Origin of the sequence: Diaphorobacter sp. JS3051 (assembly GCF_015832135.1) — a bacterium.
Classification (GTDB): Bacteria; Pseudomonadota; Gammaproteobacteria; order Burkholderiales; family Burkholderiaceae_C; genus Diaphorobacter; species Diaphorobacter nitroreducens.
Genome location: NZ_CP065406.1, coordinates 2,929,262 through 2,949,615, shown reverse-complemented (window position 1 = coordinate 2,949,615; position 20,354 = coordinate 2,929,262). Strand labels below are relative to the sequence as shown.

Genomic DNA, 20,354 nt, shown 5'->3' with positions numbered 1-20,354 from the left:
TGTCAGGCAGATGGCACACTCGCATTTTTTAGGCACCGCTGGCTGCATAAGCAGTCACACTTGAGCGACGAGCCTCTCGCCCTTTCACCTTCCCATGCAAGACCGCCTGAAATGGACGCAGTCCGCGCTGGTACGAATCCTTCGCCCCGCGGTCAGGCTGGCGTTGGCGATGGGACTGAAGCACGCCCAACTCGAAGAAATCCTGAGGGACCTGCTGCTGGAGGAGGCGCGCCACCTCTGGCGCAGCCAAGGCATTCCCGACCCCAACCTGAGCCAGATCTCGGTCACCACCGGTCTCAATCGCAAGGACGTGACCGCCAGAGTGCGCCAAGTACGCGATCCTTTGCCTGCCACCGAAGGGTCGTCGGCCGCCAAGGCTTTCACGGCCTGGTTGCAGCTGGCCGCCGAGGAGCCCAGCCGGCGCCGCCTTCCTATTGTGGACACCGGCCATGGCCCCTCCTTTGAACTGGTGGCGCGTCTCGCCACCCGCGGCGATGTGCACCACAGAACCCTGCTGGAGGAGCTTCAGCGCCTGAATCTGGTCAGGGGGCTGACGGGCGACGGCGAAGGCGAGGTGGAACTGGTGGGCGACGGCTTCATCCCGGCCACCAGCCTGCGGGACATGCTGGCCTTCACCGGGGACAATGTGCGGGACCATCTGCTGGCCGCCGTCAGCAATACCTTGGGGCAGCAGCCCCGGATGCTGGAACGCTCCGTCTATGCCTCGGGCTTGACCGTGTCGGAGTGCGAACGCATCCACCAGTTGGCACGGGAACATTGGGATTCCGTGCATTACCGCCTGGTACGGGAAATGGCCCAAGCCCATGCCTCTGCGGCAGGCATGGGAACGGCACGCATGCGCGTAGGGGTGTATGTCTACCATGAGGACGAGCCGCCGGACGTGAAGCCGACCACCCGTGCAGGCTCTGCAAGGCGCAGGAAAAAAACATGAGGACTGGGATATACGCGCTGATGACCACGCTGGGGCTGGTGCTCGCAGCCTGTGGAGGCGGCGACGGCGTGGGCTCGGGCGGCACCGGCATCGCCATGTCTTCCGTGGCCATTGGCAGCGTCGACAGTCTCGGCGAATCACCCAGCGGGTCGTACATGGTTGTGAACGGCGTGCGCTTCGATATCAGCCACGCCCAGGTGGAAGTGGAAGGCGTCTCGCAGGAAGACGCCGATGGTCAGCAAAGCCTGAAGAGCGGCCAGAGCAGCCTGAAACCTGGCATGACCGTGCAAGTGAACGGCACCCTCGATACCGGATTCAGCACGGGTACGGCCGCGCAGGTACTGTCGATACCGGAGCTACGGGGGGCGGTGGATGCCGTGGACGCGGCGCTGGGGCGCATCGAGGTAATGGGTGCGCGGGTATATGTCGATGACGAGACCGTGCTCGACGGGCTGTCCGGCTTGGCCGCCTTGCAAGTCGGCCAGATCGTGCAGGTACATGCGTTGCCCACCAGCAGTGGGCTGATGCGCGCGACCCGGCTGCAGCTGACCACCGCCACGCTCCCCTCGGTACAGCCCGTGCTGTGGGGCAGCGTGCAGGCCCTCGATACGGTGGCCCGCCGGTTCCAGTTGGGCACCATGCAGATCCAGTATGCACAGGCTGCCTTTTTGAACGGTCTGGAGGCGGGCATGCTGGACAACGGCATGCCGCTGTATGTGCATGCAGCCCAGGCACCGTCCGGCAACGTGCTCGTGGCCCGCGTGCTGCGGCCAGCGCACAGCCTCTCACGCCAGGCAGACGCGCCCGTCGTGCTGGAAGGTGTGGTGACGAACTTCGCCTCTGCACAATCCTTTGCGCTGCAAGGCACGGATATCGATGCCTCGGGCGCGCAAATAACCGGGGGGCGGCCTGATGACATCCGCAACGGCGCAACGCTGGAAGTGGCGGGCCGGATGTCTGCCAACGGCGTGCTGGTCGCGCAGCGGATACGCGTGCGGCAAAGGGCTGTAGTTGACCCTCCATCCGCGTTGCCTCCTCCCGCAAACACCAACGGCAACGGGAACGGGAATGCCGGAGGCAACGGCAACGGCAACGGCAACGGCAACGGCAATTCCAACAGAGGCTGAACACCGTTTCGCACCCGCCGAGATTGCGGCCCCGGCGCAGCAAGCGCGCCGCATTCCCGTCACAATGGCCACACATGCCGCCCCAGCCCCTCCATGACAGCGGACCGCTGAGTTCACAGCCCACGCCGCCAGGCCCCGACGCGGCCTCCGCCGCCGCCCACACCGCCGAGGCCGCCGCCACAGCCGAGTTGCAGCACAGCGCGGCGCAGCGTGCGCCGCAGTCGCCCTTCGCGCCGCTGTCGGTACCGGTGTTCCGCATGCTGTGGCTCACCTGGCTGGCGGCCAACACCTGCATGTGGATGAACGACGTGGCCACCGCCTGGCTGATGACCACGCTGACCGATTCGCCTGCCCTGGTGGCGCTGGTGCAGACGGCCTCGACGCTGCCCGTGTTCCTGCTGGGCCTGCCCAGCGGCGCGCTGGCCGACATCCTGGACCGGCGGCGCTACTTCATGGTCACGCAGTTTTGGGTGGCGGCCGTGGCGGTGGTGCTGTGCGTGGCCATCCTCTGGGGTGGGCTCAACCCCTACCTGCTGCTGGCGCTGACCTTCGCCAACGGCATCGGGCTGGCGATGCGCTGGCCGGTGTTTGCGGCCATCGTGCCGGAGCTGGTGAACCGCCAACAGTTGCCCGCGGCGCTGGCGCTCAATGGCGTGGCCATGAACGCCTCGCGCATCATTGGCCCGCTGGTGGCCGGCGCCATCATCGCCAGCGCGGGCAGCGCCTGGGTGTTCGTGCTGAATGCCGTGCTGTCGCTGGTGGCGGGTTTCACCATCATGCGCTGGCGGCGCCAGCCCATGCCCAACCCGCTGGGGCGCGAGCGCCTGACCAGTGCCATGCGCGTGGGTCTGCAGTTCGTGCGCGAGTCGCCCCCGATGCGCGCCGTGCTGTGGCGCATCTCCATCTTCTTCCTGCATGCCACGGCGCTGCTGGCGCTGCTGCCGTTGGTGGCGCGCGACCTGCAGGGCGGCGGCGCAGGCACCTTCACGCTGCTGCTGGCCTCCATGGGCGCGGGCGCCGTGAGCGCGGCCATGTTCCTGCCGCGCCTGCGCCAGATGATGTCGCTGGACCAGCTGGTGGCGCGCGGCACGCTGCTGCAGGCGCTGGCCACGGCCGTGGTCGCCATTGCGCCCAACGTGTACGTGGCGGTGCCGGCCATGCTGGTGGGCGGGGCGGCGTGGATCACCACCGCCAATTCGCTCACGGTGGCCGCACAGCTGGCGCTGCCCAACTGGGTGCGCGCGCGCGGCATGTCCATCTACCAGATGTCCATCATGGGCGCCACGGCCGTGGGCGCGGCGCTGTGGGGGCAGGTCGCCGCACTCTCCAGCGTGCACATGAGCCTGGCATTGGCGGCACTCACCGGGGTGCTGGTGATGGCGCTGGTACAGCGCCTGGTGAGCAACCGCCATGGCGAGGAGGACCTGAGCGCCTCGCGCGCCTTCCAGGCACCGCGGGCCGACAGCCCGCCCGCCGCCGGCCTGCGGCTGGTGGTCAGCATCGAATACTTCATCAACCCCGCGCGCGCGGCAGAATTCCGCGCCGTGATGCAGGAAAGCCGCCGCGCGCGCCTGCGCCAGGGCGCCTTGAGCTGGGAGCTGCAGCACGACATCGCCGACCCGCGCCGCTACGTGGAGCGCGTGGTGGACGAATCCTGGACGGAGCACCTGCGGCGCTTTGACCGCGTCACCGCCTCCGACGTGGCGCTGCGCGACCGGCGCTTTGCCTTCCACGTGGGCGACGCGCCGCCCGTGGTGTCGCGCTACGTGGTCGAGGGCGAATGAATCACTACCATATTGATAGCTTTCAGCGCTTGCCTTACGGGCATTTCAGCATTAATTTGTATTGAAAGCGCCATAAATCAAGCGCGAACAGCTTCCAAATCAATAGCGCTACCGCGGCCACAACGCCCACAGGCGCAGGCCCTGCTTCAGGCGCCCGGCAATCTCGCCCGCCTCGGGGCCCCAGCCGGTGAAGTAATCCGCGCGCACCGCGCCCAGGATGGCGCTGCCCGTGTCCTGCGCCAGCACCAGGCGCGACAACTGCGCCGTGGGGCCGCTGGAGGCCAGCCACACCGGCGTGCCGTAGGGGATGCTCTGGCGGTCCACGGCGATCGAGCGCCCCGGCGTGAGCGGCACGCCCTGCGCGCCCTTAGGCCCGAAGGCGGCGTCCAGCGCGTCCAGCGGCTCCTCGCGGAAGAACACGTAGCGCGGGTTGGACCACAGCATCTCGTTCACGCGCTGCGGATTGGCCCGCACCCAGGCGGTGATGCCGGGCCAGGTGGCATCGCGCACCAGGCCCTGGTCCAGCAGCCACTTGCCCACGCTCTTGTACGGCTGGTCGTTGGTGCCCGCGAAGGCCAGGCGCACCAGGCGCACGCTGCCGTCCGCCTCCTGCACGCGCAGCCGGCCCGAGCCCTGGATGTGCAGCACCATGGCTTCCACCGGGTCGCGCACCCAGGCGATGGCGCGGCCGGCCAGCGCCGCCTGGGCCTGCGGCAGGGTGTCGATCTGCTGGCGCGTGTACCAGGGCTTGCGCGCCGCCAGATCGGCCGGGGGTGCATACAAAGGCACGCTGAAGCCGTTGCCCGGTTGGCGCGCGGCGTCCAGATAGGGCTCAAAGTAGCCCGTGAGCAGGCCGTCGGCCGCTCCGTCCAGCGACTCGACGCGGTAGGGCTGCAGGCGCTGCATCATCCAGCCGCGCTGCTCCTCGGGCGACGCGATGCTCAGGCGGCGCACATCGCCGCACAGCGGCGCGAACGCCGGCGCGGGGCGCTCGCAGCTGCGCAGCCAGGCGTTCCAGGCCTCGTGCAGCGCATCGCCCTCAAAGCCCGGCAGCTCGCCCCAGCCCACCGGCACCCAGCGGCTCTTGGACTGCGTGAGCGTGCCCGGCACAGGCACCGGTACAGTGGGCGCGGCGGGCGGCTGCACGGACGGCACGCTGGGCGTCACGGGCGCCGGAGGACGGGTGGAGCACGCGGCCAGCGTTCCTACAATCAGCGCCGATACCACCAGGCGCAGGAGACGAAGATTCATGGGGCTGATTTTGCTTGAAGCATTGCTTGCACTGGTGCTCCTCGTGGGCATTGTCTGGTGGACCATGTTCAGCGGCCGCAAGGGCGGCGAGCCGCCAGCGGCCCCCAGCGAGCCCCCCTCACGGGACGACGCCCCGCCCAACGGCTGAGGTCGTTCTCGGGTTGTGGCCTGGCATCTGCGCGGCCCATCGAACGCAGGCCGATCGGCCCCAGGCCGCGCACGCGCGTTGCGCCGCGTCCTACAGACGAGGCACCGCTGGATTGCTACGCTGCTCGCACTGGCCCAGCCGCCCGCTGGAGGGCTGCGAGCCGACCGAGCAACAACAAAGGAGTTCTCTCATGCGCAAACCTCTCCTCATCGGCAGTCTCGCGGTGGTCATGCTGGCCACGGGCTGTGCCAACATGACCGACACCCAGCGCCGCACCGCCACCGGCGCCGGCGTGGGTGCGCTGGGCGGCGCAGCCATCGGCGCCATGACGGGCGGTCATGCGGCGCAGGGCGCCGTGATCGGCGCGGGCGTGGGTGCCCTGGGCACCTACATCTGGTCCCAGCACATGGAGCGCCAAAAGCAGGACATGCAGGCCGCCACCCAGGGCACCGGTGTGACGGTGACGCAGACGCCGGACAACCAGCTCAAGCTGGACATCCCGAGCGATATCTCGTTCGCCACCAACCGTTCGGACATCCAGCCCAACTTCCGCCCCATTCTGGACCGCTTTGCCGAGGGCCTGCGCAACAATCCGAACACCGAGGTGCGCATCGTCGGCCACACCGACTCCACCGGCAGCGATGCGATCAACAACCCGCTGTCGCTGGACCGCGCCGAGAGCACGCGCAACTACCTCACGGCGCGTGGCGTGAACGGCAACCGCATCCACGTGGAAGGCCGTGGCTCGCGTGAACCTGTGGCCTCCAACGACACCTCCGACGGGCGCGCCCGCAACCGCCGCGTGGAGATCTATGTGGGTGAGCGCCAGGGCCGCGGCTGATCTGCGGCGGGCCGTCGGCGCGGCAATCCTGCCCGCCGACGATGTGAAGACGAAGACGACGCGCGCCCGCAAGGGCCCGCGTCTTTTTTTACGCCGGTGGCGCGGCGCGCAGCAGGTTGGCAAGCTCCACCGCCGACTTGACCTGCATCTTGTCGAACACGCGCGCGCGGTGCACCTCCACCGTGCGCACGCTGATGTCGAGCTGATCGGCGATGAGCTTGTTGGGCAGGCCTTCGACCACCAACCGCATCACATCGCGCTCGCGGTCGGTCAGGTCGGCCAGCCGGTCCTGCAGTTCGTGGCGCGCGCGGCAGGCCTCGATGTGCCGGGCCGACAGCTCCAGCGCTGCTTGTATGCGGTCCACGAGCTGATTGTCGGAAAACGGCTTCTCGCAGAAGTCGAACGCGCCGCGCTTGACCGTGGCCACGGCGGTGGGCACGTCGGCGTGGCCCGTGAGGAAGATCACCGGCATGCCCGCGGTGTCGCCGCGCTCCACCATCTTGTCGAACAGCGCCAGGCCGCTCATGCCGCCCGGCATGCGCACGTCCAGCAGCAGGCAGCAGGGCTGGCGCTGCATGAGGCCGCTGGCGGTGCGCTCGGCCAGCATGGTCTCGAACGCTTCGGCGCTGGCGAACGCCTCGCTGAGCACACGGCGCGAGCGCAGCAGCCAAGCCAGCGCCTCGCGCACCTCGGCGTCGTCGTCCACGATGTACACAGTGGCGTTGGAGGCGGGTTCCATCAGGGGTCGGCTTTCTGAAATGCGGGCAGGGTGAAAGTGAATACCGTACCACGCGGCTCACGCGCCGCATGGTCCAGAAAGCCTCCATGCTGCTCCACCACGGTGCGGCACAGGCTCAGCCCCAGGCCCATGCCTTCGACGCGCGTGGTGTAGAACGGCGTGAACAGGCGCTCGGCCACGTCCTCGGGAATGCCCATGCCCATGTCGGCCACCGAGAACTCCAGCCAGCTGTTGGACGCATTGGAGGCCGCGCGCCGCACCCGCAGATCGAGGATGCGCGGATGGATCTGCGGGTCGTCCATGGACTGCATGGCGTTGCGCGTGAGGTTCAACAGCACCTGCTCGACCATGGTGCGGTCGCACAGCGCGGGCGGCAGGCCGTCCTCGATCGACAGCACCACGCGCACGCCCAGCTTGCGCGCCTGCAGCCGGATGATGGGCAGCACCGCATCGAACAGGTCCTGCGCGGTGACCGGCTCGCGGGTCTGGTCGCGGCGCCGCACGAAGTCGTGCACGCTCTTGATCACGCGGCCCGCGCGCTCGGCCTGCGCTGCAATGCGCTGCACGCCCACGCGCACGTCCTGCAGGTCCTGGGGCGACGGCAACTCGGCGCCCGGCGCCGGCTCCAGCAGGTTGAGCGAGCCGTTGGCATAGCTGGAGATGGCCGCCAGCGGCTGGTTCAGTTCATGGCTCAGCAGCGATGCCATCTCCCCCACGGTGGCCAGGCGTGCCGTGGCCTGCAGGCGCTCCTGCGAGGTGCGCGACAGCTCCTCCACGCGCCGCTGCTCGCTCACGTCGAGAAACGAGCCCATCCACCCCGTGTGCAGGCCCTGTGCGTTGATCAACGGCGCTTCGTAGATCATGACGGGAAAGCGCGTTCCGTCCCTGCGCATGAAGGTGGATTCGTACCCTTCGCGCGGCGGGTCGAGCCGGCCCGACATGCGCACCACCTGCCGCTCCGCATATTCCTGCGCGTGCTCGGGCGGCCAGTAGGGCAGCGGCGACGTCTGGCCCACCAGCTCGGATGCGGGAAAGCCCACCATTTCGCAGAACGCCGGGTTCACATAGGTGATGCGGCCGTTGAGGTCGCGCGCACGCAGCCCCGTGACCAGCGAGTCCTCCATCGCCTTGCGAAAGGCCAGCGCGTCGCCCAGGTCGCGCTCGGCGCGCAGGCGGCGCCGGTTGTCGCGCACCAGCACCACCAGCACCGACACCAGCGCGATCGACATGGCCGTGACCAGGGCCGTGAGGACGTTGGGAAACACGCTGGGCGCGGCGTGCCAGCCGTCCATGCGCAGCACCAGGGTGTTGCCCGGCAGGTCGAACAGCTGCTGCGCCGTGAACATGCGCGAGCCGCGGCGCAGCGCGCCCACCAGCGCCAGCCGCGTGCCGTCGGCCTCGGTGAACGACACCTCCTGGGTGCGCTGCAGGCTGGGCGCCACCAAGTCCTGCAGCACGGTCTGCAGCGCGTAGGTAGCCACCAGGAAGCCGCGCACGCGTCCGTCCTGGATCAACGGCAGGCAGACCTCCATCATCTCGGCGCCCATGCCGTCGGGCAGGGGCTGGAAATAGCTGCTGGAGTACGACGGGCCGGTGATGCGCCGGGCGTTGGTACAGGCCAGCATGGTCTCCGAATGCGTGCCGCTGCGCGTGGTGGCGTCCCACGGCAGGGGGCGATAGGGCGACTCCGCATGTGCGCGCAGCAGCAGCTGCGTGTCGCGCCATTCGATGCGCACCAGCTCGCGGCGCGTGCTCAGCAGCTCGGCCGCGCGCGCCTCCCACGCGGCCAGATCGGGGTCGCCCGCCTGCAGCGCCTGCAGGTTCTGCAGGTTGTGCGCGAAGGCGTTGCGGATGTCGGCCACGGCGTCGGCAGTGTCGCGTTCCAGGCGGCTCTGCACCTGGCTGGCCTCGTAGCGGCCAGCCAGCCATACCTGGGTGACCAGCATGCCCGCCACCAGCGCCACCAGCAGCGTCCACAGGGACCAGCGCCGCCACGCACCCACCCAGCGGCGCCACCGGCGGGGTACCTTGTCCTGGGGCCCGTCTTCGGGCGCCGAAGGGGGCAGCAGCGACTGCGGGCCCTGCTGCGGGCCCGCAGCACCCCTGTCCCGTCCGCCCGCCGGTCCGCCGCGCTCCACGGTGCCGCCCATCAGAGCACGCAATGCTCAAGCGCCGGCAGCTGGCGGCGTACCTGGCGCAGATGCGCCGCATCCAGCGTACCCAGGACCACGCCCGCGCCCTCGGGCTGCTGGGCCAGCACGCTGCCCCAGGGGTCCACCAGCATGCTGTGGCCCCAGGTGCGCCGGCCGTTCTCGTGCGTTCCGCCCTGCGCCGGCGCCAGCACATAGGCCAGGTTCTCCACGGCGCGCGCACGCAGCAGCACCTCCCAGTGGGCCCGGCCGGTGGTGTAGGTGAAGGCGCTGGGCACCAGCAGCAGGTCGGCACCCGCGCGCGCGTGCTGGCGGTACAGCTCGGGGAAGCGCAGGTCGTAGCACACCGACAACCCCACGCGCCACACGTTGCCATCCCGCGCCGGCAGGGCAAAGCGCACGCTCTCGCGCCCGGCCTGGATCACGCGCGCCTCATCGAAGCATTCAGTGCCGTTGTCGAAGCGGAACAGGTGGATCTTGTCGTAACGCGCCACGCAGTCCCCCGCGGGCGAGAACACCAGCGTGGTGTTGTGCACGCGCTCTTCGTGGTCGCACACCAGCGGCAGCGTGCCGCCCACCACCCACAGACCCAGCTCGCGCGCCGCTTGCGCCAGAAACCGCTGGACCACGCCGTCGCCCATGGTTTCGCGCAGCGCCAGCTTGTCCGCATCGGCCAGGCCCATGGCGCAGAAATACTCGGGCAGCACCGCCAGCTCCGCGCCCGCCTGCGCCGCCTGCTCCAGCAGATGGCGCGCCTGCGCCAGGTTGCCCTGCAGCGCGACGCCCGAGACCATTTGCAAGGCTGCGACTTTCATGGTTTGTCTCCTGATGCCGGTGGAACGGTAGGGCTCGCTGCGCCTTCCGGCGCAGCGCTCTTGCGGCGCTGGATGCGCTCCACACGAGGTTCTGACCAGGTGCCGTCGATGCGGAATTCCTGCGTGGCTGCCTGGATCAGCGGGCCGCGCAGGAAAACCTGCGCGAGGAAACTGCCCAGGCCGATAACGGGGTTGATCGCCGTGGCCACGAGGGAAGCCGTCATGGCGTTGATTTCGGGCACGACCACCACGTGCAGGTCCTGCGTCTCGCGTTCGATGTCGGCGCTGCCTTCCATGAGCACGGCGGCATTCACGCCCTTCATCTGCAGATTGTTGGTGGTGGCCACACCGTTTTCGATGCGCATGTCGCCACGCACGAAGTCGAATGCGAAGCCTTCGCTGAACACGTCGCGGAAGTCCAGCGCGAAGCGCCGCGGCAAGGATTGCAGGCTCAACACGCTCAGCAGCTTGGCCAGTCCCGGGTCGGCCTGGAGGAACTGGCCTGCCTCCACGTTCACGTTCATCTGGCCGCTCATGGTGCGGTAGTCGGGTGACAACGGCGAGCCCAGCCAACCCACCTGGCCCCCGATGCGTCCCTTGCCGTGGCGCACCACGCCGTCCATGCCAAAGCGTGCCAGCAAGGCGCCGCAATCGCGGATGTCCAGCTCGAAGTCCATCACCGTGCGCCGTTGCGCCTGCGCCCCGCTGCCCACCAGCGCCCAGTGGCCCTGCGAGGTCAGCACGGCCTCAGGGGCGGTCAGATTGAACTTGGACAGGCGCCACTCGCGCTGGCCACCCTCCGTGCCGCGGTTGCGCGCCTCGATCTCGATGCGCCCCAGGCGCCGTCCGCGCAACTCGAAATCCTCCACCACGATGTCCAGCGCCGGCAGCGTGCCCGGTTCGCGCGCATCGAGCAGCGCGTTGACCTGCGTCTCGGCCATCTGCGGAATGGCCAGCCGCGCCAGCCGGGCGTGCAGCAGCCCCTGGGCCGCATCGGCACGCGGCGCGGACGCGCCGGCAGGGCGGTACTCCAGGTACCCGTCCAGCTCATCGGCATCCACGTTGGCACGCCACACGGCGCCCTGCCGCGACGCCCCCACCACCACGTCGTGCAGCGTGCGCCCGTGCAGCGTGAGCGTGGCGGCACGCACGGCCAGGCTGGTGGGCAGGTAAACGGTGGTCAGCGCCTCCCCGGAGGGCGCGGGTGCCGGCACTACTGCCTGTGCCTGTGCCGACGGTGCCGAGGGCTCCTGCAAAAGCGCCGTCCACGCATCCACGTCCAGCGCACCCAACACGACGTGTGCTGCGACACCCTGGGCGGGAGGCGCGGGCATCTGCGCCGGCGGCACGCTGATGGCGAGCGCGCCGCGCAGCACGCGCGCCTGCGGCCCGTCCAGTGCGCGCAGGTAGTTGAGCCTGCCCACGTCGCCCAACTCCAGCGTCAATTCGTCCTGCAAGGGCGCGGTATCCGAGGCTGCGGCCTCGGGCGTCAAGCGGTTCTCGAAGCGCACGGGCAAAGGGGCCTGCGCAGCCTTGCCCAGCGGCGCGGGCGCCGTCAGCGAAAGACCCACGAGGTCGCTGGCCACCTGCAGTTCGGCCACTCCCCGCCGCACCCCCACGGCCACCGTGTAGGCGGCGCTGCCACTGGCGCCGCGCACCAGGCGCGACACCAGGCCCAGCTGCTGTGCCTCGCGCAGACCCTGGGCGGTGGCTGTGCCGCGCGCACGCACGCGCACCGAGGACTCTCCCGCCCCCGCCGGCGCCGCATTCATGCCGCCTTCCAGCCGTACCTCGCCCCCCAGGGCGCGCCCCTGCACGCCCACCAGCGTGAAACCGCTCTGGCTGAACTGCACCACGCCCCGGGCCGCGTTCACCAGGGGCGCCTCGGGCACAAAGTGCACGTCGTTGCCCGCCAGGGTGACGCTGCCGCGCACGGTGGACTGGTCGATGTGGCTGATGGGCAGCGTCAGACCCAGCTGCAGTTCGGCCACGCCGGTGGCGGCGGCCCGGTCCAGCGCCCCCTGCGTAAGCCGGGAGATGGGCGAGGCGCTCACCAGCGCCAGCATGTCGGGCAGCGGGCCGCGCACGTCGGCCCCGACCACCACTTCGGTGTGCTGCAGGTCCGCGATCTTCGCGTTCACTTTCTGCACCCGCAGCGCGGGATACCCGGCAAAGCGCCCCGTGGCGTTGCGCACTTCCATGCCCGCGCGGTCAAACACCAGCTCCCCCGACAGTGCCGTGAGAGCCGGCCAGGGCCGGTCGCCCGCGTGCAACAGCGCCGGTGGCACATAGCCGTACGTCACGTCCTTGACACGCGCTGCGATGTGGAATTCGCCCTCGCGCGGAACATGGCCATAGGGAAAGTCGTGCAGGTCGCCCTTCACGCGGAACTGCACCTGGCTGGCGGTCCCCGCAAGGATGGCGTCGCGCACATAGTGCCGCGACTCCGCTGGCACGGTGAGCGGCAGGTAGCGATGCACGCGCGTGCCATCGGCCCACGACAGCGTGCCCGAAAGGTCCAGCACCCCCGGAAAGCGCGCGCGCGCAGGCGACGCCGCAGGGTCGCCCGTGTGCCAGCTCAGCCGCGCCTCGCCCTGGGCGTCCGCATTGGCAAAGCGCAGCTGGCTGGTCTGGACCGCGATGCGCTCGCCCTCGATCTGCCAGCGCACCCCCGCTTCCAGCCGCTGCACGGGCACTACGGGCTCCTCAAACACGCCGGGCAGGCGCAGCGTCCCGTCGGCCATGGCCAACTCGGCCTGCCCACCCGCCTGGGTGAGATCGAAAGACACCTGCGCACCACTGAGACCTGCGACGGTAGGCACGGCGTCGTCCGCCGCCAGCGCCAACCCTGCGACCTTGCCGCGAACCTGGTACTTCTGCGGCTGCGCCAGCGGCCCTTGCCATTCGGCCCGCAACTGCTCCACCAGACCGCGCGGCGCATAGTCGCGCACCGCACCGAGCACGGTGTCGCCCAGCGGCAGCCGGCTCGCGATCTGCGCCAGGGCGGCCAGGTCCAGCCGGTCGGCCTGCAGTTCGCCACGCTCTCGGCCTGCCTGGCCCTGTCCGCTGTGGCGCAGCGCCAGATTGCCGCCGGGCCAGCGCAGGCCATCGTCGGCCACGAACTGCAGATTCTGGGTGGACAGCTCAAAACCGTCCTCCAGCCAGCGACCGCCCACCCGCCCCGTCACCGTGCGCAGCGCCAGTGGGCGCAGGTTCTTGCCCAGGGTAGCGTTGACCTCGTCGAGTGCCATGTCCACCGTGCCGCCGCCGATCTGGCCGCGCTGCACATCCACCCACGCGCGCACGGCGCCCCGGCCCTGCGCGACCTGCAGCCCCTCCAGATCGGCGTGCCGGTGCAGGCGCGACACGTCCACGCGCGGGAAGTGGGCGAACAGCTCGCCGCTCCAGCGCTGCCAGTCGCCGCTGTGCGTGGACAGCAGCGGCTGGCGGAACTGGCCGCGCAAGGTGAAGGGTGCGCCCCATTCGGCGGGCGGCGTGGCGTCCAGGCGCACCTGGTGGCGGCGCGCGCTGTTGCGCAGCACCACACTCACCTCGGTGAGCGCCAGCGGCTCGGCGCCACGCAGCTCGTCGGTCCAGCGCAGCGTGCCGGCGCGAATCGCCACCTCGGCCTGGGAGAACAGCCAGTCGGCCGCCGCACTGTCGCCCTCGGCGCTGTCGCGGAAGGCCAGGCCCGCGATGACGATGCGCCCGTCGCGCTCGCGGCGCATGTCCAGCTCGGGGCCTTCGATATAGATCTGCTCGAACCCAAAGCGCAGCAGCGAGCGCGGCGACAGCGCCACCACTACGCGCGGCAGGCGCAGCGCCTCGCGCCCCTGGGCGTCCAGCAGGGCCACGTCCTTCAGCTCCACCGAGGGGATCAGCCCCTCGCTGCGCGCGCTGATGGAATGGATGCGCACAGGTACCCCCAGTGCGCGTTGGGCCTGCTGTTCCAGCTGCGGACGGAAGTCGCCGATACGCGGCACAATCCAGCCATGCAGCCCCCCCCAGGCGGCCGCCAGCAGCAACCAGAAGGTCACCAAGGCGACCAATCCCCATCGCGCACAGCCCGCCACGAGTTTGAGAAGGCGGGAGGGATGGGGCGGAGACTCTGTCATGGCGGGCGAAACGATGGCAGGAATTATGACCCGCACATCCCCTGAGGGTTCAGCACCCCACGGTGTCGTTATGTACGGCCGCGCCCCGGCGTGGCCCGCGAGCGCACCGAGCAGCCCTTGCCATGCAGATGCCTTCGACTGATCCCGTGACCGCCGGCGGCCCGCCGTCGGAATACTCGCGCTTTCACCAGCGCCTGCACCGCCGCTACCAGGCCGAGCTGGCGCTGCTGCCCCCGGGCGTGCCCACCCGCGAGACCATGGCCCAGGCCTGCGACGCCCTGCTGGCGCGCGGCCACGACCTGGGCGCGGCGCTGCGCATCCTGCGCCAACTGGTGATGGAGCGGCTGATCACGCTGGACTGCGACCAGGCCGCACCGCTGTCCGACATCACCCTGGCCGTGACCCGGCTGGCAGAGTTGGCACTGGACCGCGCCTGCCGGCACGCCCGCGCCGAGCTGGACGCGCGCCACGGCGCGCCGCTGGGGCCCCAGGGCCAGCCCGTGCAGCTGTGGATCGTGGGCATGGGCAAGCTCGGCGCGCGCGAGCTGAACGTCTCCAGCGACATCGACCTGATCTACGTCTACGAACACGAGGGCGAAACCGCCGGCCAGCCCGACGGGCGCGGCAAGCTCTCCAACCACGAATACTTCGCCCGCGCGGTCAAGGCCATCTACAGCCTGCTGGGCGACACCACCGAGCACGGCTTCGTGTTCCGCGTGGACCTGGCCCTGCGCCCGCACGGCAACTCGGGGCCACCGGCCGTGTCGCTGGCGTCGCTGGAGGAATACCTGCTGGTGCATGGCCGCGAATGGGAACGCTTTGCCTGGCTCAAGAGCCGCGTGGTGGCGCCGCTGGACTGCCTGGGCATGCCGAACGTGCAGGCGCTGCGCGGCGTGGTGCTGCCCTTCGTCTTCCGCCGCTACCTGGACTACAGCGTGTTCGACGCACTGCGTTCGCTGCACCGCCAGATCCGCGACCATGCCGCCAAGCGCAGCGCCGGCCACCCCGAGCGCGCCAACGACGTGAAGCTCTCGCGCGGCGGCATCCGCGAGATCGAGTTCACCGTGCAACTGCTGCAGGTGGTGCGCGGCGGCCAGTTCCCCGAACTGCGCTGCCGCCCCACGCTGGAGGCCCTGGAACGCCTGGCCCGCGCCGGCCTCATGCCGCAGGAGACGGCCGAGCAACTGGCGGCCGCCTATACCTTCCTGCGCCGCGTGGAGCACCGCATCCAGTACCTGGACGACCAGCAGACCCATGTGCTGCCCACGCGCGACGATGATCTGGCCTGGATCGCACGCACCCTGGGCCTGAACTGCTGCGACTTCCTGCGCGCGCTGGACGCGCACCGCGAGTTGGTGGCCCAGGAGTTCGACATCCTGCTCGGCGGCACGGGCCACAAGCAATGCAGCAATGGCGGATGCGGCGGCCCGCGCGCCGCAGCGGCTGCGTCGCCCGCCCCCGACCTGGAGGCGCTGCTGGAGCAACTGCCCGCCAAGGTGCGCGAGCGCGTGGCCGAGTGGCGCACCCATCCGCGCGTGCAGGGCCTGCGCGATGAGGCGCGCGCGCGGCTGTTTCGCATCGTGCAACGCACCGGGCGCTGGCTGGCCGAGGGCCAGGTCAACGAGGACGCCGCCGTGCGCCTGGTGGGCTGGCTGGAGCCACTGCTGCGCCGCGAGAGCTACCTGGCGCTGCTGCTGGAGCGCCCCTCGGTGCACGAGCATCTGCTGCACCTGCTGGGCGCCGCCAGGTGGCCCGCGCGCTACATGCTGCAGCACCCCGGGGTGATCGACGAGCTGGCGGGCGACGCCCTGCTGTCCGAGCGCTTCGTGCCCGCCGACTTCGAACGCGAACTGGGGCTGCGCCTGGCCGCGCTGCAGTCCACGGGCGAAGACGACGACGAGAACCTGCTCGACCTGCTGCGCCGCGCCCACCATGCCGAGACCTTCCGCACGCTGGCGCGCGACGTGGAGCGGCGCATCACCGTGGAGCAGGTTGCGGACGACCTGTCCGCGCTGGCCGACAGCGTGCTGCGCGTCACGGCCGAGTGGTGCTGGGGCCGGCTGCGCAACCGCCACCGTGAGCAGCCGCAGTTCGCCGTCATTGGCTACGGCAAGCTGGGGGGCAAGGAACTGGGCTACGGCAGCGACCTGGACATCGTCTTCGTGTTCGACGACGACGACGAGCGTGCCCCCGAGGTCTACGCCGCCTTCGCGCGCAAGCTCATCAACTGGCTCACCGTGAAGACCGGCGAGGGCGACCTGTTCGAGATTGACACCGCCCTGCGGCCCAACGGCAATTCGGGCCTGCTGGTGACCAGCTTCCAGGCCTATGCCGACTACCAGCAGCAGCGCGGCAGCAACACCGCCTGGACCTGGGAGCACCAGGCCATGACGCGCGCGCGTTTCGTGATGGGCAGCGAAGGCCTGCACGCGCGCTTCGACGCCGTGCGCCAGGCCGTGATCACCGCGCCGCGGGATGCCGCCGCGCTGCGCAGCGAGATCGTCGCCATGCGCGAGCGCGTGCGCAGCGCCCACCCGGCGCCTGCGGACCAGTTCGACGTGAAGCACAGCCCCGGCGGCATGGTGGATGCCGAGTTCGCCGTGCAGTACCTGGTGCTGGCGCACTCCGCGGCGCACCCCGAGCTGCAGGGCAACGTGGGCAACATCGCGCTGCTGCAGCGCGCCGAGGCCGCCGGCCTGTTGCCTGCGGGCGTGGGCCGCGCCGCCGCCGACGCCTACCGCACGCTGCGCCACGTGCAGCACCGCGCGCGGCTCAACGAAGAGCCCACCCGCGTGCCGCCCGAGACGTTGGCCGCCGAGCAAGGCGCCGTGCGCGCGCTGTGGCGCGCCGTGTTCGGCTGAGTCGGCTACGGCATTTAGCTATATTTTTCATAGCTATTAGCGCTTACCCATAAAGCGCAAGGGGCACTTTTGATACATGGAATTTCCATTCGTGCGCAGATGTAGCGCCCCGTAAAAATCAAACAAACGTTTGATTCATCGCGGTCTAATGCGCCGCGATGACGAGGCCCGCCCCCTCTCGCCCCCCCGCCCCGGCGCCCCCGGCGACAGCCCGCCGCCGGCGCGCACCCGGCTGCTGATGGCGGCGCTCAAGCTGTTTTCCGAACAGGGCTACGCCAAGACCTCGATCCGCGCGATCGCCGCCGAGGCCCAGGTCAACGTGGCCTCGGTGAGCTACTACTTCGGCGACAAGGCCGCGCTGTACGCGGCGCTGTTTTCCGCGCCCTTCGGCTCGCTGCAATCGCTGGTGCCCGACTTCATGCGCCCCGGCCTGTCCCTGCGCGCCGCGCTGCACTGCTTCTACCAGGGCGCGCTGGGGCCGCTGCACGACGGCGAGATGGCACGCCAGGTGGTGCGGCTGCACATCCGTGAAATGCTGGAGCCCACGGCGCAGTGGCAGATCGAGCTGGAAAAAGACGTGCGCGCACCCAACGAGGCCATGGCCGCGCTGCTGTGCCGGCACCTGGGGCTGCCGCAGGCCGACGACGACCTGCACCGCCTCACGCTCACCGTCACCGGACTGGCCTTTCAGCTGTGGAGCCACCAGGAAGTGGTGTGCGCCATGCAGCCACAGCTGCTCGCATCCCCGGCGGCCGTGGACCAGTGGGCGGAACGCCTGGCCGACTACGCCATGGCCATGGTGGCCACCGAGCGGCGCCGGCGCACGCGCGCTCAGCCTGCCGCCCCTTCGGCCCCGACCTCGCCCTCCCCTTCGACCTCTTCCACCCCCCGCCGGCGCACCGCCCGCAGGTCTACCGCACCATGAAGCGCCCCGTCCTCCAGCGCCTTGCGCTTTCCACCCTGCCCCTGGCACTGGCCGCCTGCGCCGTGCAACGCCCGCCCGCGGCCGTGCAGGCACCCGCACCCGCCGCCTGGCACGCACCGCTGCCCCACCAAGGCAGCGTGGCCGATCTGGCCGACTGGTGGCAGCGCCACAGCGACCCGCTGCTGGGCGCGCTGATCGTGGACGCACAGGCCCTCAGTCCCACGGTGGCCGAGGCCGGCGCCCGTCTGGCACAGGCCCGCGCGCAGCAGACGGCCGCACGCGCGGCGCTGCTGCCCAGCCTGGACGCGCAGGCCAGCGCCAGCCGCGGCTTCAACGAGCAGGTGCGCGGCGTGGCCACCACCGCGCAGGCGGGGCTGCAGGCCGGCTGGGAGATCGACCTGTTCGGCCGCAACGCCGCCGTGGCGGACGCCGCGCGCGAGCGCCTGGCCGGTGCTCAGGCGCAGTGGCACGAGGCCCGCGTTTCCGTGGCGGCCGAGACGGCTCTGCAGTACAGCAATTGGCACCACTGCGCGCGCCAGTTGCAGGTGGCGCAGGCGGATGCGCGCTCGCGCGGCGAGACGGCCCGCCTCACGCGCGAGAGCGAACGCGCCGGCTTCACCGCCCCCGCCACCGCCGCGCTGGCCACGGCCAGCCAGGCCGACAGCGCGGTGCGCGCCGAGCAGCAGCGCCTGCAGTGCGAGGTGATCGTCAAGACACTGGTGGCCCTCACCGGGCGCGACGAGCCCCTGCTGCGCTCGCAGCTGGCTGCCGCGCCGCCGCTGCACCCGCCCGAGCAGCTGTTCAGCATCGACGGCCTGCCCGCGCAGACGCTGGCGCAGCGGCCCGACGTGTACGCCGCCGAGCGCGAGGTGGCGGCCGCCAGCGCCGAGGTGGGCGACGCCCAGGCGCAGCGCTACCCGCGCCTCACGCTCAGCGGCACCATTGGCCGCGGGTTGGTGCGCGCCGCGGGGGTGCAAGCCACCAGCAACACCTGGTCCATCGGCCCGCTGGCCGTCACGCTGCCGCTGTTCGACGGCGGTCGCCGCGCCGCGCAGGTGGATGCCGCCCGTGCGCGCTACGACAGCGCCGCGCAGGCCTACCGCGCGCAGGTGCGCCAGGCCGTGAGCGAGGTGGAGCAGGCCCTGGCGCGGCTGGACAGCACCGCGCGCCGCAGCACCGACGCCCGGCGCGCCGCCGAGGACTACCGCCGCTCCTTCACCGCCACGCAGGAGCGCTGGCGCGCTGGCCTGGCCAGCCTGGTGGAACTGGAGGATGCCCGCCGCACCGCCCTCGCCTCGGACACCGCCGTGGTCGCGCTGGAGCAAGAGCGCATGGCCGCCTGGGTGGCGCTGTACCGCGCGGCCGGCGGCGGCTGGACGCCCGAGGCCGACGCGCCGGCGGCCCAGACTTCCACGCAGGCGGCCACCACCCCCCCTTCTTCTTCGCACTAAATCCTTTTCGACCGCCATGCCGCGCCTGACACCGACCCGCACCCTGATCGCCCTGGCTTTGCTGGGGCTTGCCGCGACCACCGCCGTCCTGCTGGGCAGCGGCCCCACCCATGCCGAGGACTCCGCACAGGCCGAGGGGCCCCGCCCCGCCCTCACCGTGGCCACCACCCAGCCGCAGCGCGGCAACGTGACCCAGCGGCTGCCGGCCAACGGCAACGTGGCCGCGTGGCAGGAGGCCAGCATTGGCGCCGAGGTGAGCGGCCTGCGGCTGACCGACGTGCGCGTGAACGTGGGCGACACGGTGCGCGCCGGCCAGGTGCTGGCCACCTTCGCGCCCGAGACCATCGAGGCCGACGTGGCCCAGGCCCGCGCCAGCCTGCTGGAGGCCCGCGCCGCCCAGGCCGAGGCGCAGGCCAACGCCGAACGCGCCAACACCCTGAGCGCCTCGGGTGCGCTGAGCCAGCAGCAGATCCAGCAATACGCCACCGGCGCGCAGACCGCGCAGGCCCGCGTGGCGGCGGCACAGGCGGCGCTCAACGCCCAGCAGCTGCGCCTGAAACACACCCAGGTATTGGCGCCCGACAGTGGCGTGATCTCCGCGCGCACGGCCACCGTGGGCGCGGTGGTGGGTGCAGGCACCGAGCTGTTTCGCATGGTGCGCAAGGGCCGGCTGGAGTGGCGCGCGGAGGTCACCTCCAGCGAGCTGCCCCGCATCCGTCCCGGTGCCAAGGCGGTGGTGACGGCCGCCAGCGGCGCGCAGGTAGAAGGCACGGTGCGCATGCTGGCCCCGACGGTGGACCCGCAGACGCGCAATGCGCTGGTGTACGTGGACCTGCCGGCGCACCCCGAGATAAGGGCGGGCATGTTCGCGCGCGGCGAGTTCCTGCTGGGCGAGCGCGACGCGCTGCTGGTGCCCCTGTCGGCCGTGGTGGTGCGCGACGGCTTCTCGCACGTGTTCGAGGTAGGCACGGACTCGCGCGTGGCCATGCACCGCGTGCAGACCGGTGCGCGCAGCGGCGAGCGCGTGGCCATCACCTCGGGCCTGGCGCCCCAGGCGCGCATCGTGGCGCGCGGCGGCGCCTTCCTGAACGACGGCGACCTGGTGCGCGTGCAGGCTGCGCCTGCCGCAGATTCAGCACCAAAAGAGGCTGCAGCGCCCGTCCCTCAAGCGCAAGCAGCTAGCAAATAAGGAGCG

Annotated in this window: 14 protein-coding genes; 9 read left to right on the top strand and 5 right to left on the bottom strand. The window is 70.7% G+C overall.

Features of this window, described 5'->3' with window-relative positions; translation table 11 throughout:
• Nucleotides 1-94 precede the first annotated feature (94 nt).
• From I3K84_RS14075 to I3K84_RS14065, 3 genes are all read left to right on the top strand, one after another.
• Nucleotides 95-952 (top strand): DUF6502 family protein, encoded by an 858-nt coding sequence (locus I3K84_RS14075; RefSeq protein WP_196994801.1) that lies wholly within the window; start codon nucleotides 95-97, stop codon nucleotides 950-952.
• A 20-nt stretch (nucleotides 953-972) separates the two neighbouring features.
• Nucleotides 973-2,079 (top strand): DUF5666 domain-containing protein, encoded by a 1,107-nt coding sequence (locus I3K84_RS14070; RefSeq protein WP_231403334.1) that lies wholly within the window; start codon nucleotides 973-975, stop codon nucleotides 2,077-2,079.
• A gap of 74 nt (nucleotides 2,080-2,153) precedes the next feature.
• Nucleotides 2,154-3,863 (top strand): MFS transporter, encoded by a 1,710-nt coding sequence (locus I3K84_RS14065; RefSeq protein ID WP_011807095.1) that lies wholly within the window; start codon nucleotides 2,154-2,156, stop codon nucleotides 3,861-3,863.
• Between the two features lie 108 nt (nucleotides 3,864-3,971).
• Here the strand turns inward: I3K84_RS14065 and I3K84_RS14060 are convergent, their stop codons facing one another.
• On the bottom strand, nucleotides 3,972-5,180 hold the full coding sequence (locus I3K84_RS14060) for a murein transglycosylase A (RefSeq protein ID WP_162844526.1): 1,209 nt from the start codon (nucleotides 5,178-5,180) through the stop codon (nucleotides 3,972-3,974).
• Here I3K84_RS14060 and I3K84_RS14055 point away from each other — a divergent pair.
• Nucleotides 5,113-5,262 carry a hypothetical protein gene (locus tag I3K84_RS14055; RefSeq protein ID WP_187148588.1) on the top strand — a complete coding sequence of 50 codons (150 nt, stop codon included), beginning with the start codon at nucleotides 5,113-5,115 and terminating at the stop codon, nucleotides 5,260-5,262. The genes I3K84_RS14060 and I3K84_RS14055 overlap by 68 nt on opposite strands.
• Before the next feature lie 190 nt (nucleotides 5,263-5,452).
• The gene (locus I3K84_RS14050; RefSeq protein ID WP_011807097.1) at nucleotides 5,453-6,103 is read left to right on the top strand and encodes an OmpA family protein; all 651 of its coding nucleotides are present in this window, start codon (nucleotides 5,453-5,455) and stop codon (nucleotides 6,101-6,103) included.
• Between the two features lie 88 nt (nucleotides 6,104-6,191).
• On the opposite strand, the gene I3K84_RS14045 is transcribed toward I3K84_RS14050, so the two are convergent.
• From I3K84_RS14045 to I3K84_RS14030, 4 genes are read right to left on the bottom strand one after another with little or no spacing between them, the layout of a single operon-like run.
• On the bottom strand, nucleotides 6,192-6,842 hold the full coding sequence (locus tag I3K84_RS14045) for a response regulator transcription factor (protein ID WP_011807098.1): 651 nt from the start codon (nucleotides 6,840-6,842) through the stop codon (nucleotides 6,192-6,194).
• Nucleotides 6,842-8,992 carry a nitrogen regulation protein NR(II) gene (locus I3K84_RS14040; protein WP_196994799.1) on the bottom strand — a complete coding sequence of 717 codons (2,151 nt, stop codon included), beginning with the start codon at nucleotides 8,990-8,992 and terminating at the stop codon, nucleotides 6,842-6,844. The genes I3K84_RS14045 and I3K84_RS14040 overlap by 1 nt, the downstream gene beginning before the upstream one ends.
• Nucleotides 8,992-9,807, bottom strand: coding sequence for a carbon-nitrogen hydrolase family protein (locus tag I3K84_RS14035; RefSeq protein ID WP_196994798.1), 816 nt, complete (start codon nucleotides 9,805-9,807; stop codon nucleotides 8,992-8,994). The genes I3K84_RS14040 and I3K84_RS14035 overlap by 1 nt, the downstream gene beginning before the upstream one ends.
• Entirely contained in the window at nucleotides 9,804-13,922 is a 4,119-nt protein-coding gene (locus tag I3K84_RS14030) for a YhdP family protein (protein ID WP_196994797.1), read from the bottom strand. Before I3K84_RS14030 ends, I3K84_RS14035 begins: the two co-directional genes overlap by 4 nt.
• A 122-nt stretch (nucleotides 13,923-14,044) precedes the next feature.
• Here I3K84_RS14030 and glnE point away from each other — a divergent pair, with 122 nt between their 5' ends.
• From glnE to I3K84_RS14010, 4 genes are all read left to right on the top strand, one after another.
• Complete coding sequence (gene glnE / locus I3K84_RS14025) at nucleotides 14,045-16,783, top strand: bifunctional [glutamate--ammonia ligase]-adenylyl-L-tyrosine phosphorylase/[glutamate--ammonia-ligase] adenylyltransferase (RefSeq protein ID WP_196994796.1); 2,739 nt, start codon at nucleotides 14,045-14,047, stop codon at nucleotides 16,781-16,783.
• A gap of 148 nt (nucleotides 16,784-16,931) precedes the next feature.
• A complete protein-coding gene (locus I3K84_RS14020) occupies nucleotides 16,932-17,708 on the top strand; it encodes a CerR family C-terminal domain-containing protein (protein WP_196994795.1) in 777 nt (258 codons plus the stop codon).
• Nucleotides 17,705-19,159: an efflux transporter outer membrane subunit gene (locus I3K84_RS14015; protein WP_196994794.1), complete on the top strand. Its 1,455-nt coding sequence runs from the start codon at nucleotides 17,705-17,707 to the stop codon at nucleotides 19,157-19,159. Before I3K84_RS14020 ends, I3K84_RS14015 begins: the two co-directional genes overlap by 4 nt.
• Nucleotides 19,160-19,175: 16 nt before the next feature.
• On the top strand, nucleotides 19,176-20,348 hold the full coding sequence (locus tag I3K84_RS14010) for an efflux RND transporter periplasmic adaptor subunit (RefSeq protein WP_196994793.1): 1,173 nt from the start codon (nucleotides 19,176-19,178) through the stop codon (nucleotides 20,346-20,348).
• The last annotated feature ends 6 nt before the right edge of the window (nucleotides 20,349-20,354 follow it).